17 protein-coding genes are annotated in these 14621 nt (G+C 63.2%); all 17 read left to right on the forward strand.

Annotated features, from left to right (window positions below):
* The first annotated feature begins 206 nt into the window (after window positions 1-206).
* The 17 genes from Q0094_RS12035 to Q0094_RS12115 all read left to right on the forward strand — a co-directional run bounded on the left by Q0094_RS12035 (window position 207) and on the right by Q0094_RS12115 (window position 14613).
* Entirely contained in the window at window positions 207-548 is a 342-nt protein-coding gene (locus Q0094_RS12035; RefSeq protein WP_297619806.1) for a hypothetical protein, read from the forward strand.
* Window positions 520-1818 carry a terminase family protein gene (locus tag Q0094_RS12040; RefSeq protein ID WP_297619808.1) on the forward strand — a complete coding sequence of 433 codons (1299 nt, stop codon included), beginning with the start codon at window positions 520-522 and terminating at the stop codon, window positions 1816-1818. The genes Q0094_RS12035 and Q0094_RS12040 overlap by 29 nt, the downstream gene beginning before the upstream one ends.
* A gap of 101 nt (window positions 1819-1919) precedes the next feature.
* Complete coding sequence (locus Q0094_RS12045) at window positions 1920-3083, forward strand: phage portal protein (RefSeq protein WP_297619811.1); 1164 nt, start codon at window positions 1920-1922, stop codon at window positions 3081-3083.
* On the forward strand, window positions 3080-3325 hold the full coding sequence (locus Q0094_RS12050; protein WP_297619813.1) for a hypothetical protein: 246 nt from the start codon (window positions 3080-3082) through the stop codon (window positions 3323-3325). The genes Q0094_RS12045 and Q0094_RS12050 overlap by 4 nt, the downstream gene beginning before the upstream one ends.
* Before the next feature lie 9 nt (window positions 3326-3334).
* Window positions 3335-3916 carry an HK97 family phage prohead protease gene (locus tag Q0094_RS12055; protein ID WP_297619815.1) on the forward strand — a complete coding sequence of 194 codons (582 nt, stop codon included), beginning with the start codon at window positions 3335-3337 and terminating at the stop codon, window positions 3914-3916.
* A 30-nt stretch (window positions 3917-3946) separates the two neighbouring features.
* Window positions 3947-5143, forward strand: coding sequence for a phage major capsid protein (locus Q0094_RS12060; RefSeq protein ID WP_297619817.1), 1197 nt, complete (start codon window positions 3947-3949; stop codon window positions 5141-5143).
* Between the two features lie 167 nt (window positions 5144-5310).
* Window positions 5311-5895 carry a hypothetical protein gene (locus tag Q0094_RS12065; protein WP_297619820.1) on the forward strand — a complete coding sequence of 195 codons (585 nt, stop codon included), beginning with the start codon at window positions 5311-5313 and terminating at the stop codon, window positions 5893-5895.
* Window positions 5892-6221: a phage head closure protein gene (locus Q0094_RS12070; RefSeq protein ID WP_297619823.1), complete on the forward strand. Its 330-nt coding sequence runs from the start codon at window positions 5892-5894 to the stop codon at window positions 6219-6221. Before Q0094_RS12065 ends, Q0094_RS12070 begins: the two co-directional genes overlap by 4 nt.
* Window positions 6218-6625, forward strand: coding sequence for a DUF3168 domain-containing protein (locus Q0094_RS12075; protein WP_297619826.1), 408 nt, complete (start codon window positions 6218-6220; stop codon window positions 6623-6625). Before Q0094_RS12070 ends, Q0094_RS12075 begins: the two co-directional genes overlap by 4 nt.
* A 39-nt stretch (window positions 6626-6664) precedes the next feature.
* Window positions 6665-7078: a phage major tail protein, TP901-1 family gene (locus tag Q0094_RS12080; RefSeq protein WP_297619828.1), complete on the forward strand. Its 414-nt coding sequence runs from the start codon at window positions 6665-6667 to the stop codon at window positions 7076-7078.
* 3 nt (window positions 7079-7081) lie between these two features.
* On the forward strand, window positions 7082-7396 hold the full coding sequence (locus Q0094_RS12085; RefSeq protein ID WP_297619831.1) for a gene transfer agent family protein: 315 nt from the start codon (window positions 7082-7084) through the stop codon (window positions 7394-7396).
* Complete coding sequence (locus Q0094_RS12090) at window positions 7393-7614, forward strand: rcc01693 family protein (protein WP_297619834.1); 222 nt, start codon at window positions 7393-7395, stop codon at window positions 7612-7614. The genes Q0094_RS12085 and Q0094_RS12090 overlap by 4 nt, the downstream gene beginning before the upstream one ends.
* The gene (locus Q0094_RS12095; protein ID WP_297619852.1) at window positions 7607-8263 is read left to right on the forward strand and encodes a phage tail tape measure protein; all 657 of its coding nucleotides are present in this window, start codon (window positions 7607-7609) and stop codon (window positions 8261-8263) included. The genes Q0094_RS12090 and Q0094_RS12095 overlap by 8 nt, the downstream gene beginning before the upstream one ends.
* Window positions 8264-8275: 12 nt before the next feature.
* On the forward strand, window positions 8276-8908 hold the full coding sequence (locus tag Q0094_RS12100) for a DUF2460 domain-containing protein (RefSeq protein ID WP_297619837.1): 633 nt from the start codon (window positions 8276-8278) through the stop codon (window positions 8906-8908).
* Entirely contained in the window at window positions 8905-9789 is an 885-nt protein-coding gene (locus Q0094_RS12105) for a DUF2163 domain-containing protein (RefSeq protein ID WP_297619839.1), read from the forward strand. Before Q0094_RS12100 ends, Q0094_RS12105 begins: the two co-directional genes overlap by 4 nt.
* Window positions 9786-10217: an NlpC/P60 family protein gene (locus tag Q0094_RS12110; protein ID WP_297619842.1), complete on the forward strand. Its 432-nt coding sequence runs from the start codon at window positions 9786-9788 to the stop codon at window positions 10215-10217. Before Q0094_RS12105 ends, Q0094_RS12110 begins: the two co-directional genes overlap by 4 nt.
* A 4-nt stretch (window positions 10218-10221) precedes the next feature.
* Window positions 10222-14613 carry a glycoside hydrolase/phage tail family protein gene (locus Q0094_RS12115; protein WP_297619845.1) on the forward strand — a complete coding sequence of 1464 codons (4392 nt, stop codon included), beginning with the start codon at window positions 10222-10224 and terminating at the stop codon, window positions 14611-14613.
* Window positions 14614-14621 lie beyond the last annotated feature (8 nt).

Consider the following 14621-nt stretch of genomic DNA (forward strand, 5'->3'; position numbering starts at 1 on the left):
CCCTTTGTAAATAAAAAACATCTTGACCCTGCGGCCGCTCCATGGCAAATATTTTGCATGCTGGAAGACGTGGGTAAACGGCCCGGGGAAACACCCCCGAGGCCGTTTTTCTTTGACGCGTTGCCCCATGGGCATCGCTCACGGGGCCCATGTGCTGCTCGTGGCCGGGAAGATTTCGGACACGAGGCAATTCAATGATCGACACAATGACCGAGAGTGAAGACCTTGCCCGGGCTGACCGGACAGTGGCGCGGGCCTATAAGGCGCTGGAGGTTGCGGTCGAGCTATTGGAGAGCACGCTCGACGCGGCCCGCGCGGCGCCACAAGGTGATACCAATGACGTGGTCAAGGATGTGCGGGCCGTCGGCGCCGCCTTTCAGACGGCGCTTCAGGTGGAGGTGAAAGCGCGTGATGCAGGAAGCCAAAGATACACACGACGTGGCACCGGAGAGCTTGATCTCGATGGCGCCCGGTTCGAGATCGAGCGCAGATTGGCTCGCCTGCGCGCCGCCCGAAGTGGTGGCGCAGTTCCTGAACGGGTTGAGTGACGAGGCCTTGGCCGCGTTGCCCTATCTGTTCGAGTTCTGGGCGCTGCCCCATCAGGTGGCGCCGAAAGGCGATTGGACAAGCTGGGTGATCTTGGGCGGTCGCGGTGCAGGAAAGACCCGGGCGGGCGCCGAATGGGTGCGCGGTATGGTCGAAGGGTCTACCGCATCCGCCCCGGGGCGGGCGCGGCGCATGGCCTTGGTCGGCGAAACCTATGATCAGGCGCTGGCCGTCATGGTCAAGGGTGATAGCGGGATCATCGCCTGTTCCCCGCCCGATCGCTGTCCGCGCTGGATCGCGGGGGAACGGAGGCTGGAATGGCCAAACGGGGCCGAAGCGCGGCTATACTCGGCGCATGACCCCGAGGCGTTGCGCGGGCCGCAATTCGATGCAGCCTGGTCCGATGAATTGGCGAAATGGCCGAAAGGTCAGGAAACATGGGACATGCTGCAATTCGGTTTGCGATTGGGGGATCACCCGCAACAGGTCGTGACCACCACACCGCGCAATGTGGCGGTGTTGAAAACGCTGCTGAGCCGCAACAGCACGGTGGTCACGCATGCAGCGACCGAGGCAAACCGGGCCTATCTGGCGCCCAGTTTTCTGCGCGAGGTGCAAGCGCGCTATGGGCAGACCCGGCTTGGCCGACAGGAGTTGAATGGCGAATTGCTAGAGGATGCCGAGGGCGCGCTGTGGACCCGGGCGCAACTGGATCGGCTTCGGGTGAGTGTCAGGCCCCAAGGCGGGCGGGTGATCGTGGCGGTCGATCCACCCGTGACGGGGCATGCGGGGTCTGATGCCTGTGGGATCGTGGCCATCTCGGTGGAGGAAACCGGTGCGCCGCATGGCTGGCGCGCCGTGGTGCTGGAGGATGCAACGGTGACAGCCGCAAGCCCCATGGCATGGGCCGAGGCGGCGGCAGCCACCTATCACCGGCATGGTGCCGCGCGCATGGTGGCCGAGGTCAATCAGGGTGGCGATCTGGTTGGGCTGATCATGCGTCAGGTGGACCCGCATGTGAACTTGCGCATGGTGCGGGCGGTCACGGCAAAGGCCGCGCGGGCCGAGCCTGTGGCGGCCTTGTATGAGCAGGGTCGTGTGCGCCATCTGGGGGTGTTGTCCGCCCTGGAGGACGAGATGTGTCTGATGACCCTGAGGGGCTATCAGGGCGGTCGGAGCCCGGACCGGTTGGATGCGCTGGTCTGGGCATTGAGCGATGGATTGTTGCGGCCCGGCGCACATGCGTTGAACCCGAAAATCCGGGGGCTTTGAGCCCCCATTTCCTGGCACGAGAAACCATGGCCCTGCGGGGTCGGAACGGGCGTCCGCTTGGGGCGGTCCTGTCATGAAGCAATTCCTGAGGAGAGCGGCACATGGTGTTGGATTTCTTTCGAAAGGCGCAGCGCGCGCTGCCGGAGCGCAAGGCTTCGGCTGGGGCGCGGCTGGCGGTATGGGGCACGGCGGGGCGCGTGGCATGGAGCCCGCGCGATACCGTGTCACTGACCCGCAACGGGTTTCAGGGCAACCCGGTGGGCTTTCGCGCGGTCAAGTTGATCGCAGAGGCCGCTGCCGCGTTGCCGGTGGTGTGCCGCGACCGGGCGGAACGTCAGCATGTCCATCCGGTCTTGACGTTGCTGGCACGGCCCAATCAGGCGCAGGGTCGCGCAGAGTTGCTGGAGGCGGTCTTTGCGCAGCTGATGTTGTCGGGCAATGCCTATCTGGAGGCGGTGCCGGGACCCGATGGGGTCTTGGCCGAATTGCATGTTCTGCGTTCGGACCGGATGAGCCTTGTGCCGGGTGCGGATGGCTGGCCCATGGCCTATGATTATGTGCTGGGCGCCAAGACACATCGCTACGCACCTGAAATCATTTGCCATATCAAGACCTTTCACCCGCATGACGATCATTATGGGTTGGCGCCCTTGCAAGCGGCAGCCACGGCGATTGACGTGCATAATTCCGCAGCGCGTTGGTCAAAGGCACTTTTGGACAATGCAGCCAGGCCATCGGGGGCGATTGTCTATCGGGGCGCCGATGGCACAGGCACCATGTCCGAGGAACAGTTCGTGCGTTTGCAGGGCGAACTGGAATCCCATCATCAGGGCGCGCGCAATGCCGGGCGGCCCATGTTGCTGGAGGGTGGGCTGGATTGGAAGCCGATGGGGTTCAGCCCATCGGATATGGAGTTCCAGAAAACCAAGGAGGCGGCAGCACGTGACATCGCTTTGGCCTTTGGGGTGCCGCCCATGTTGTTGGGGATCCCTGGGGATGCCACCTATGCCAATTACGCCGAGGCAAATCGTGCTTTCTACCGGCTGACGGTCTTGCCCTTGGCGCAAAAAGTGTTGGCGCATCTGGCGGCGTGGCTGTCGGGATTGACCGGCGATCTGGTCGATCTGGAGCCTGATCTTGATCAGGTGCCAGCCTTGGCGGCCGAACGCGAGGCGCAGTGGCGCCGCATCGCCGATGCCGGTTTCCTGACCGAGACCGAAAAGCGCCGCATGCTGGGGCTGCCTGATCGACCGGAGGGCACATGAGCGAGCGCGGCACGGGTGGGTCGCGTTATCTATACGCACCCTTTGATGCCGCGAACGCCCGGATCGATGCCAATGAACGCGTTCAAGAGGAGCGTTGGCAAGCTTTGAACTTTCGGCTGGAAGGGATCGAGACCGCGCTGGAGCGGCTGGAAAAGCGGCTTTGGTTGGCGGTTTTCGGAATGATCTCGGTCGTGTTGGCGCAAGGTCTGCATGATTTGTTGCGGATGAACATTACTGGATAGGGGTATGACATGAATGAATTTTTCCCAGATTGTCTGGAGACGAAATTCGCCCGCTTCGATGCCGAAGCCCTGCAGGTGACCGATGGTTTTGAAATTGCCGGCTATGCCAGCCTGTTTGGCAGTTGCGATCAGGGCGGTGATATCGTGGAAAAGGGTGCCTATGCCGCCAGCTTGAAGCGGCTGGCCGCAACCGGGCGACGGGTGCGCATGCTGTGGCAGCACGATCCGACCGAGCCCATCGGCATCTGGGATGATGTACGAGAGGACACGCGCGGGCTGTTGGTCAAGGGACGGCTGCTGAGGGATGTGGCACGCGCGCGGGAAGCGGCGGCGCTGATCGAAGCGGGCGCGATCGACGGGCTGTCGATCGGCTATCGCACGCTGCGTGCGACAAAGGACGGGCAGGGGCGCAGGCTTTTGTCCGAAGTGGAGCTTTGGGAGGTGTCGCTTGTGACATTTCCCATGCTTCCTGATGCGCGGGTCAGCGCCGCGACCAAGGCCAAGGCGGCTGGGACGGATGCTGATTTGCGAGATCTGGCGCGGGCGCTTGAAGCGACCCGGGCCAGTCTGGCGGCGCGCGAGCCCCGCTGAGCCCAACCATCCAGAGCAGAGGTGATGGATATGACCGAGACCCGATCCGGGGCGGCGGACACCCCCCGCACGGCCCCTTCACCGATTGCGGATGTGACGGAAGCCCTTGGTGGCTTTCTGAGCGAAGTCAATCGGTTCCATGACGAGATGAAGACAAAATTTCAGAAGCAGGAAGAGCGTATTGCCATGCTGAACACCAAGACCATGACCTATTCCCGCCCGGCTTTGTCGGCGGAGATCGACCACACTGCGCCCCACAAGAAGGCGCTGGCGAGCTATCTGCGCAATGGCGATGATGATGCGCTGCGCGGGTTGGAAGTTGAGCGCAAGGGGATGAACACGGCGATGAATGCCGATGGCGGCTTTCTGGTCGATCCGCAAACCGCCGAGATGATCCAGTCTGTGCTGCGATCTTCGTCGAGCTTGCGGGCCGTTGCAAACATCGTGCAGGTCGATTCGAGCAGCTTCGACGTTTTGATCGATGCCTCGGATACCGGTGCAGGCTGGGCCGACGAGCTGGCAGACACCAGCGAGACGGCCGCCCCTCAGATCGAGCGCATCTCGATCTATTTGCATGAGTTGTCGGCCATGCCGAAAGCGTCGCAGCGCTTGTTGGACGATTCGGCGTTCGACGTCGAGGGCTGGCTTGCCGGGCGCATCGCAGACAAATTTGCCCGCGCCGAGGCTGACGCCTTTGTCAATGGCAACGGGTCTGGCCGGCCATCGGGCTTTCTGAGCGGGTTTGCGGTGTCGAATGCGTCATGGTCCTGGGGCACTTTGGGTTATGTCGCGACGGGCACAGCTGGAGATTTCGATGCCAGCAATCCCGCCGATGCCGTTGTCGATCTGGTCTATGCGCTGGGCGCTCAATACCGGGCAAACGGCACCTTTGTCATGAATTCCAAGACCGCAGGTGCGGTGCGCAAGATGAAGGATGCTGACGGGCGGTTCTTGTGGTCGGACGGGCTGGCGGCGGGGGAACCCGCACGGTTGATGGGGTATCGGGTCTTGATCGCAGAAGACATGCCCGACATCGCCGTCAATGCAACAGCCATCGCCTTTGGTGATTTCCGCGCCGGCTACACGATCGCTGAACGACCCGAATTGCGCGTGTTGCGAGACCCCTTCAGCGCCAAGCCCCATGTGCTTTTCTACGCCACCAAGCGGGTGGGCGGTGCAGTTTCGGATTTTGCGGCGATCAAGCTGTTGAAGTTCGGGCTGTCGTGATCCGTCGATGAGCGGAGCGACGGAACCCCGCCCCTGATCCGAAATGGTCATGGGGCGGGCGGGACGGTGGGTCGTGCGCCATCCAGCTGCGCGTTTCTCCGCTCGAGCAGCGCGAACGGAACACCGTCCCAACCCTGACAGCAGGATTATCGGAGATTTCCCACATGATGATGGTTGAATTGACCGCTGTGCCCGGCGCGGCGTTGCCGGTTGCGGCGCTGGCGGAACATTTGCGGCTGGCGCGTGGGTTCAGCGATGATGGCAGTCAAGATGCCACGCTGGAGCGCTGTTTGCGCGCGGCCTGCGCGGCAATCGAGGCGCGGATTGGCAAGGCTCTTTTCGAACGCCGTTTTGCTTTGACCCTGTTGGCTTGGCAAAGCGCTGATGAGCATGTCTTGCCGCTGGCCCCGATCAGACGGATCGATGTGGTGCGATTGATCACCCGCGCGGGGACGGAGTTGGTCGTCGAGGATGCCGGCTATCTTTTGCAGCCCGACAGGCATCGGCCCGTGCTGAAGGCTGCGGGCGTGCGGCTGCCTGTGCCGGCGCAGGGCGGATCGATCGAGGTGGAGTTTACCGCGGGTTACGCCAGTGATTGGGGCGGAATACCCGCCGATCTGCAGCAGGCGGTGATGATGCTGGCCGCAGAATACTGGGGGCAGGAAGCTGACGCCGAGCGCGGTGTGCCGTTTGCGGTGGCGGTTCTACTGGAGCCTCATCGCCCATTGCGATTGCGGGGGATGGGTCAATGAGGGCAGCGGATCTGAACCGGCGGCTGGTGCTGGAAGCGCCCGCGCGCATTGCAGATGGCGCGGGCGGTTTCACGGAAAGCTGGGTCGCACGGGGCCATATCTGGGCGGCTGTCCATGTGCGCGGCGCAGGCCGGGAGGTGGATCAGGCCGCGCGGTTGCAACTGTCGATCACGATGCGCGCGCTGCCCCAGGGCGCACAAGCGCGGCCCGATGCGCGGATGCGGTTTCGTGATGGTGCGCGCGTCTACCGGATTGAAGCGGTGCAGGAAAGCGATGCGACAGGCCGTTTTCTGACCTGTTTCGCGGTCGAGGAGGTGGGGCGATGAGCTATGGAATGGCGGTCGCGCTGCAATCGGCGGTTTTTGCGGCTTTGACAGCAAATCAACAGGTCATGACGCTGTCGGGTGGCGCGATCCACGATGCGCTGCCATCGGGTCCGGTGGCGCCGCTGTTGGTGGTGATCGGACCTGAACAGGTGCGCGATGCTTCGGACAAGACAGGCGCAGGGGCTGTGCACGATTTTTCGGTGACAGTGGTCAGTGCAGCGGCGGGGTTCTCTGGGGCCAAGGCGTTGGCGGCGGCGATCTCGGATGCTTTGAGCGGTGCCGATCTGGTCTTGTCACGCGGGCGATTGGTGGCGTTGGCGTTTGTGCGCGCCCGCGCGAGACGGGTCGATGGCGCACGGGAAATCGAGCTTTGGTTTCGGGCCCGATTGGATGAAGCGGCGTAAACGTCGGCAGGCAAAATTTTGATTTCAATGGAGAATGAAATGACAGCCCAAAGTGGGAAAGACCTGTTGGTAAAGGTCGATATGGATGGGAATGGCGTGTTTGAAACCTTGGCCGGGCTGCGTGCCACCCGGTTGAGCTTTAATGCGGAACAGGTGGATGTGACGAGCTTGGAGTCGGCGGGTGGCTGGCGCGAGTTGCTGACAGGTGGCGGGGTGAAATCGGCGGCGATTGCGGGTTCGGGCGTGTTCCGCGATGCGGCGACAGACGAACGCGCGCGGCAAATCTTTTTCGATGGCGCAACGCCGCGCTTCCAGGTGGTGATACCGGATTTCGGGATCGTCGCGGGGCCGTTTCAGATCACTGGCATCGAATATGCGGGCAGCCATGACGGCGAGGCCACCTATGAGGTGTCGATGGCCTCGGCGGGGGCGCTGATCTTTACGGCGATCTGAGCCATGGCGAACCCTTGGGCGGGCGAAGTCGCGCTGGTCGTTGATGGCCAGCGCCATGTGGCGAAGCTGACGCTTGGGGCGTTGGCCGAGCTTGAAGCGCGACTGGAGGCCGATAGCCTGGCCGATCTGGTGGCGCGCTTCGAGGGCGAGGCGTTGCGTGCAGGCGACGTGTTGATGTTGGTGTGTGCGGGTCTGCGGGGTGGGGGGTGGCGGGGTGATCTGGCCGATCTCTTGTCGGCCGAAATCGAAGGTGGGCCCCTGGAGGCCGCCCGCGTCGCTGCCCGGCTTTTGGTGTTGGCCTTTCAGGTACCGCGATGAGCGATACAGGCTTTGACTGGCCCGCGGTGCTGCGCGCCGGATTGCAGGGGCTTGGGCTTGCGCCGGAGAATTTCTGGCGGCTCACGCCTGTCGAATTGTTGTTGATGCTGGGTGATGCGCCGGAGGCGGCGCCCTTGGGGCGCGCGCGGCTGGAGGCGCTGATCGCGCAATTTCCCGATGTGACGAACAAGGAGAGCGGCGATGGCCGGAATGGATGACGGGCTGGACAGGCTCGAGGCGCAGATCATCGATCTGGACTCGACGATGTCCGGGGCGGCCGGGATGACGGCTGCGTTTCAATCTGAGCTGCGCGGTATGCAAGAAAGCCTGGTCCATACCGGGCGGGAGGTTCAGGGCGTTAGCCGTGCGATCGGCGGCAGCCTGCGCCGTGCCTTTGATGGTGTCGTGTTTGACGGAATGCGCCTGTCCGATGCGTTGCGCGGTGTGGCCCAAAGCATGATCGATGCAGCCTATAACAGCGCGATGCGTCCGGTCCAAAATGCGCTGGGATCGGCGCTTGCCAATAGCGTGAACGGCTTGGTGGGCGGGCTTTTGCCCTTTCAGAAGGGCGGCGCCATTTCGCAGGGCCGCGTCATGCCCTTTGCCCGGGGCGGGGTCGTGCAAGGGGCTACGGCGTTTCCGATGAGGGGTGGAATGGGATTGATGGGCGAGGCGGGCCCCGAGGCGATCATGCCGCTGCGGCGTGGCCCGGATGGACGCCTGGGCGTTGCGGCGGCCGCTGCAAGTGCCCCTGTGCAGGTGGTGATGAACATCACGACGCCCGATGTGCAGGGCTTTGCGCGCAGCCAGACCCAGATCGCGGCACAGATGGGCCGCGCGCTGGCGCGCGGTCAGCGCAACCGCTGAGGAGGCATAGCGATGGGATTTCATGAGGTTCGGTTTCCGGCCAACTTGAGCTTTGGCTCGGTGGGCGGTCCTGAGCGGCGCACAGAGGTTGTGGCGCTGACCAATGGGCACGAAGAGCGCAACACGCCATGGGCGCAGTCGCGCCACCGCTATGACGCGGGAGTAAGCCTGCGGTCGTTGGACGATGTTGCGGTTCTGATCGCGTTTTTCGAGGCCCGGCGCGGCCAGCTCTACGGGTTTCGCTGGAAGGATTGGTCGGATTTCAAGAGTTGTGCGCCTTCGGGCCAGCCTGGATTTCGCGATCAGCGGATTGGACTGGCAGATGGCATCACGCGCGAGTTTCAGTTGAGCAAGACCTATGCCTCGGGGGGGCACAGCTATGTGCGGCCCATCACAAAGCCGGTTGAGGGCACGGTTTTGCTGGGGGTTTCAAATGACGAGCAGGTGCTTGGCGTGGATTTCGAGCTGGAGCTCGATCGTGGGATCATTCGCTTTTCCGAGCCGCCCGATGCGGGCGAAGTGATCACGGCCGGCTTTGAATTCGACGTGCCGGTCCGGTTCGACACGGATGCGATCCAGACCAGCGTGGCAAGCTTTCAGGCCGGTGAAGTGCCCAATGTGCCAGTGCTGGAGATCCGGCTATGAGCGGCGCCGCCGGTTTGGATACGCATCTGGCAACCGGTACGACCGGTGTGTGCAGATGCTGGCGGGTGACCCGCACGGATGGGATGCGTTTTGGCTTTACGGATCATGACCGGGCGCTGGCGTTTGACGGCGCCACGTTTCGCCCGGAAAGCGGGCTTTCGGCAGCGGCGCTGAGCCAGACAACTGGGCTATCTGTGGACAACACCGAAGCCGTCGGCGCGCTGAGCGACGATGCCATCACCGAAGCCGACATCGTGGCGGGTCGCTATGATGGCGCTGAGGTCGAAGCCTGGCTGGTGCAGTGGGAGGCGCCGGAGAACCGTGTGCTGCAGTTTCGTGGCAGTCTGGGTGAATTGACGCGCGCAGGCGGCGCATTCATCGCTGAACTGCGTGGGCTGTCGGAGCGGATGAACATGCCCACGGGCCGTGTCTATCAGCGCGGCTGTTCCGCAGTTCTGGGGGATGGGGCGTGTCGCGTTGACCTGACAAATCCGGGCTATGTCGTGGACGCCGAGGTCTTGGCTGTCGATTCAGCTCGGGTATTTTGGATCAAGCTTCCCGAGGCTTTTGAACCGCGCTGGTTCGAGAGGGGCACATGTCGGGTTCTGGACGGTGCGGCGGCGGGTCTGTCCGGGGCAATCAAGATTGATCGGATCGACCGGGATTTGCGCCGAGTGGAATTGTGGGACGGGCTGCGCACGCCAATCGCCTTGGGGGATCGTTTGCGGCTGACGGCGGGCTGTGACAAGCGGCTTGAGACCTGTCGGTTGAAGTTCGCCAATCTGCTGAACTTTCGGGGTTTTCCGGACCTGCCGGGCGACGATTGGCTGGTGGCCCATCCCACCCGCGTCTCGGCACGTGATGGGGGTAGCCGACGGTGACACGGGTCGTTTTTGCCGCCCGTGGCTGGCTGGGTACGCCATATGTGCATCAAGCCAGTTGCCGGGGTGTGGGGTGCGATTGTCTGGGGCTGCTGCGTGGGATCTGGCGCGAAGTTCTGGGTGCCGAACCTGAGCCAGTGCCGGGCTACACGGAAGATTGGTCCGAAACGTCGCGCGAAGAGCGGCTTTGGAACGCGGCGCGGCGACATCTTGTGGCCAAGCCCTTGTCAGCGGCTACGCCGGGCGATGTGCTTTTGTTTCGCATGCGCGAAAGCGGGGTAGCCAAGCATCTGGGCCTACAGGCCGAGGTCGGTACGACCCCCAGTTTCATCCATGCCTACAGCGGGCATGGCGTGGTGGAAAGTGCGCTCACGCCCCCTTGGCGGCGGCGCATTGTGGCGCGTTTCGCGTTTCCGGAAAGGAAGTGACAGCATGGCGACGATCCTTTTGTCGGCCGCAGGGGCGGCCTTGGGCGGCATGGCGTCGGGGACGGTTCTTGGGCTTTCTGGGGCTGTGGTGGGGCGTGCGGTGGGCGCCAGCCTGGGCCGAATGATCGACCAGCGGTTGATGGGCTCGGGCTCGGATCCGGTGGAGCGGGGGCGGGTTGACCGCTTTCGGATCACCGGAGCGGGCGAGGGTGCGCCGGTGGCGCAACTGTTTGGCCGCATGCGGCTGAGCGGGCAGGTGATCTGGGCCACGCATTTCGTGGAAAACACCACCACCAGCGGCGGGGGGCGCGGCAAGGGTGCGCCGCGCCAGCCCATGACGACGAGCTATGCCTATTCGGTCAGTCTTGCTGTCGCGCTTTGCGCAGGCGAGATCCGGCGGGTGGGACGCATCTGGGCCGACGGGGTGGAGTTGGATCAGACCAGTGTGGCGATGCGTCTCTATACCGGGACCGAAGACCAGATGCCCGATCCGTTGATCGAAGCGGTCGAGGGCGCAGGCGCGGTTCCGGCCTATCGCGGTATCGCCTATGTCGTATTCGAGGATCTGGATCTTGCCCCCTTTGGCAACCGAGTGCCGCAATTTGCTTTTGAGGTGGTGCGCGCTGCACAACCCGAACGCGCCATGCTGCCTGCTGCCGCCGATCTTGTGCGGGCGGTGGCCTTGATGCCCGGCACTGGCGAATATGCGCTTTCGACGCGCCAGATCACCGTTCCCGATGCCTTGGGCAATCGACGGGCGGTGAATACCAATACGCCCAGCGGCGGAGCGGATTTCAGCATAGCCTTGGACCAAATGCGCGCGGCGCTGCCCAATGTTCAATCTGTCAGCCTGATCTACTCGTGGTTTGGTAATGATCTGCGTGCAGGCGAGTGCCGGGTTCAGCCCAAGGTTGAAGATGCGCAGGTCGATGGCATCGAGATGGCGTGGCGCGCGGGCGGGATCGTTCGGTCGGAAGCGGAGGTCTTGGCGCGGATCGACGGCCGGCCTGTCTATGGCGGCACGCCTGCCGATGGATCCGTGATCGAAGCAATTCAAGCCATTCGTGCGGGCGGCCAAGAGGTGATGCTCTATCCTTTTTTGCTGATGGAGATCTTGGCGGGCAATGGTCTTCCCGATCCCTATGGTGGTTCAGAACAATCGCCATTGCCGTGGCGTGGACGGATCACTGGGGCGGTTGCGCCGGGCCGTTCGGGAAGCCCTGACGGCAGTGCCGCAAATGGCGCAGCTGTGGCCGCTTTTTTCGGTACGGTGCGCGCCCGTGATTTCACCATCAGCCCCGGTTCGGTGACTTATTCCGGGCCAACGCAATGGTCTTATTCGCGTTTCATCTTGCACGCAGCAGCGCTTTCGGCGGCGGCAGGTGGGGTCGATGCATTCTGTATCGGTTCGGAAATGCGCGGTCTGACACAGATGCGTGACGCGCAGGGATTTCCAGCGGTGGCCCATTTGCGGGCGCTGGCAGCCGAGGTGCGGCTGCTCTTGCCAGATGCAAAGTTGAGCTACGCCGCCGACTGGTCCGAGTATTTCGGCTACCAGCCGCAAGATGGCACGGGGGACGTGCACTTTCACCTTGACCCGCTGTGGGCCGATGACACCATCGATTTCATCGGTATCGACAATTACATGCCGCTCAGCGACTGGCGCGACGGTCTGGACCATGCCGATGCAGGTTGGGGCGAGATCCATGATCTTGATTACCTGCGTGCCAACATCGAGGGCGGAGAGGGATATGATTGGTTCTATCCCACAGCCGAGGCGCGCGCCGCGCAGCGCAGGGAATCCATCACCGATGGGCTTTTCGACGAACCATGGACCTTTCGCTTCAAGGACCTGCGCGCGTGGTGGTCATCGCATCACCACGACCGCATCAATGGCCCAAGGGGTTGGGCCGTGCGCAATGGCGATCGCCCGCATCTGTGGTCTACGTCCGGGGGGGCGGTTCTTGCGCCATTTCCCGGGCAGTTTGTCGATGGAAGGTTTTCGAACGCGGTGCTGGTCACCGATGTGACGGGCAATTTCTTGTCGATGGCAGTATCCGATGATTTCATCCATCTGCAGAATGCGCCCTATAAGGTGCGGTTGTTCTATCGCGCGGGGACGGCCACCCATCTGAGATTGACGCTGGATCATCGCAGTCCAGAGGTGCAGTGGATCTATGTGACCGGCGCGCCCGGAAACCTTCAGCCCTCGCTTGTGTCGGGGCATGTTGTGCACGAAGTCGTTAATCTTCAACATCCAGACGGTACGTTCGAGTTCCGATGCGAGATCATCCCGCGCTCAACCGATGTTCAGGCAAACTTCGGCTTTGGTCCGGGAATGAATATTCCCGGCCAAACAGTCGTTTTTGTCGGTCTTGAGGTCACGGCGCGTGCATTGCACCAAACCCCATGGAGGCCGGGGTCTAAACCCATCCGCTTTACCGAGATCGGTTGTCCGGCGGTGGACAAGGGTACCAACGAGCCAAATAAGTTCTTTGACCCCAAAAGCTCGGAAAGCGCTTTGCCGCGCCATTCGAACGGACGGCGCGATGATCTGATACAGGCGCAGTATCTGCGCGCAATCATGTCTTACTGGAATGATCCCGCGATCAATCCCGTTTCCGATGTCTATGGTGAGCCGATGCTGGACATGAGCCATGCCCATGTCTGGGCATGGGACGCACGGCCCTGGCCGGCCTTTCCAAATGAAGTGGGACGATGGTCCGATGGCAACAACTGGCGGTTGGGCCATTGGATCACCGGTCGCATTGAGGCCGCGCCGCTCGATCAGGTGGTGGCCGAACTGTGCGAGGCGGCGGGCGTAAAGGACTATGACGTCTCGGCGCTGTTCGGTCTGGTGCGCGGTCATATCTCGGGCGAGACGGAAAGCGCGCGCGCGCGGCTTCAGGCCCTGATGTTGAGCCATGGATTTCAGGCGGTGGAACGGGATGGGGCGCTGGTGTTTCTGCCGCTACCCAAACGCCCCGAAGCGGTGATCGAAGCCGCGACAACCGCGCGCGATGACGATGGCGCGGGGGGGCTGAGGGAAACCCGCGCCGCAAAGGCAGAGGTGGTGGGGCGCTTGCGTCTGGGCCATGTCGCGGCCGAGGGAAGCTACGACGACCGCGTGGCCGAAGCGGTGTTTCCCGGCGACGCTGCCGATGGGGTGACGGTGATTGACCTGCCCCTGTCTTTGACCGGACCCGAGGGGCAGGGCGTGGCCGAGCGGATGCTGGCCGAGGCACGCGTTGCCCGCGATCAGATGCGCTTTTCCCTGCCGCCTTCGCGCCGCGCTTTAGGGGCGGGGGCTATGGTGGCGCTGGACGATGGGTCCACGTGGCGCATCGACCGCGTCGAGGATCGCGGCACGCGCCTGATTGAGGCGGTGCGGGTCGAAGCCTCGGTCCGTGAACCTTCGGATGCGGTGGAAGAGGTGGCAACGACGAGCGGATTTATCGCTCCCGTTCCGGTTCGGCCGGTCTTTCTGGACCTGCCACTGATCAGCGGCGCCGAGGTCGATCATGCCCCCCATCTTGCCGTATCGGCAAGCCCATGGCCCGGATCGGTGGCGGCTTACTCCGCGACGGGACCGGATGGCTTTACGCTCAATCGCCTGATCGAACGGCGTGCGATCATTGGGCGGCTGGAGACCCCGTTGGTTGCTGCGCGGTCCGGGCTGTGGGATCGTACGGGACCCATGCGGGTCCGCTTGGCGACGGGGCGGTTGTCATCTGCCGAACCGGCCGCGGTGCTGAACGGGGCCAATATTGCCGCGATCGGATCGGGCGATGATGGCACTTGGGAGGTCATCCAGTTCGCAAGCGCGACATTGGTTGGCGAGAACCTCTGGGATATTGGTATCCGCCTGCGTGGCCAGCAGGGAACCGATGGGGTGATGCCAGCAATCTGGCCTGAGGGGAGCCTGTTCGTGCTGCTTGATGATGGCGTGGGGCAGATCGACCTGCCCGTATCGGCGCGCGGTCTGGCGCGTTACTACCGCATCGGCCCTGCTCGGCGAAGCGTCGATGATCCAAGTTATGTTGAGCGAATCCTCGCCTTTTCAGGTGTAGGGCTGCGGCCCTATGCACCCGCGCATCTTAGAGCGGCCAAGGTCGAAGGCGATCGGGTCGTGTCTTGGGTACGGCGCACGCGGGTCGACGGTGACAGTTGGGAGGGCTTCGATGTTCCTTTGGGCGAAACGTCGGAGCGCTATCTGCTGCGCATCGTCGATGCCACCGGCTTGCGGCGCGAAATTGTTCTGAGCGCACCCGGTTTCGCCTATCGCGGCGCCATGCGCGCCGAGGATGCTACCAGCTTTCCCTATTCCATCGAGGTTGCCCAGTTGTCCGATCGTTTCGGGCCGGGGCCATTTGCAAGGATCCAGATCGATGACTGACACACCGC

The sequence above is a fragment of the uncultured Roseicyclus sp. genome, assembly GCF_937892565.1.
Lineage (GTDB): Bacteria > Pseudomonadota > Alphaproteobacteria > Rhodobacterales > Rhodobacteraceae > Roseicyclus.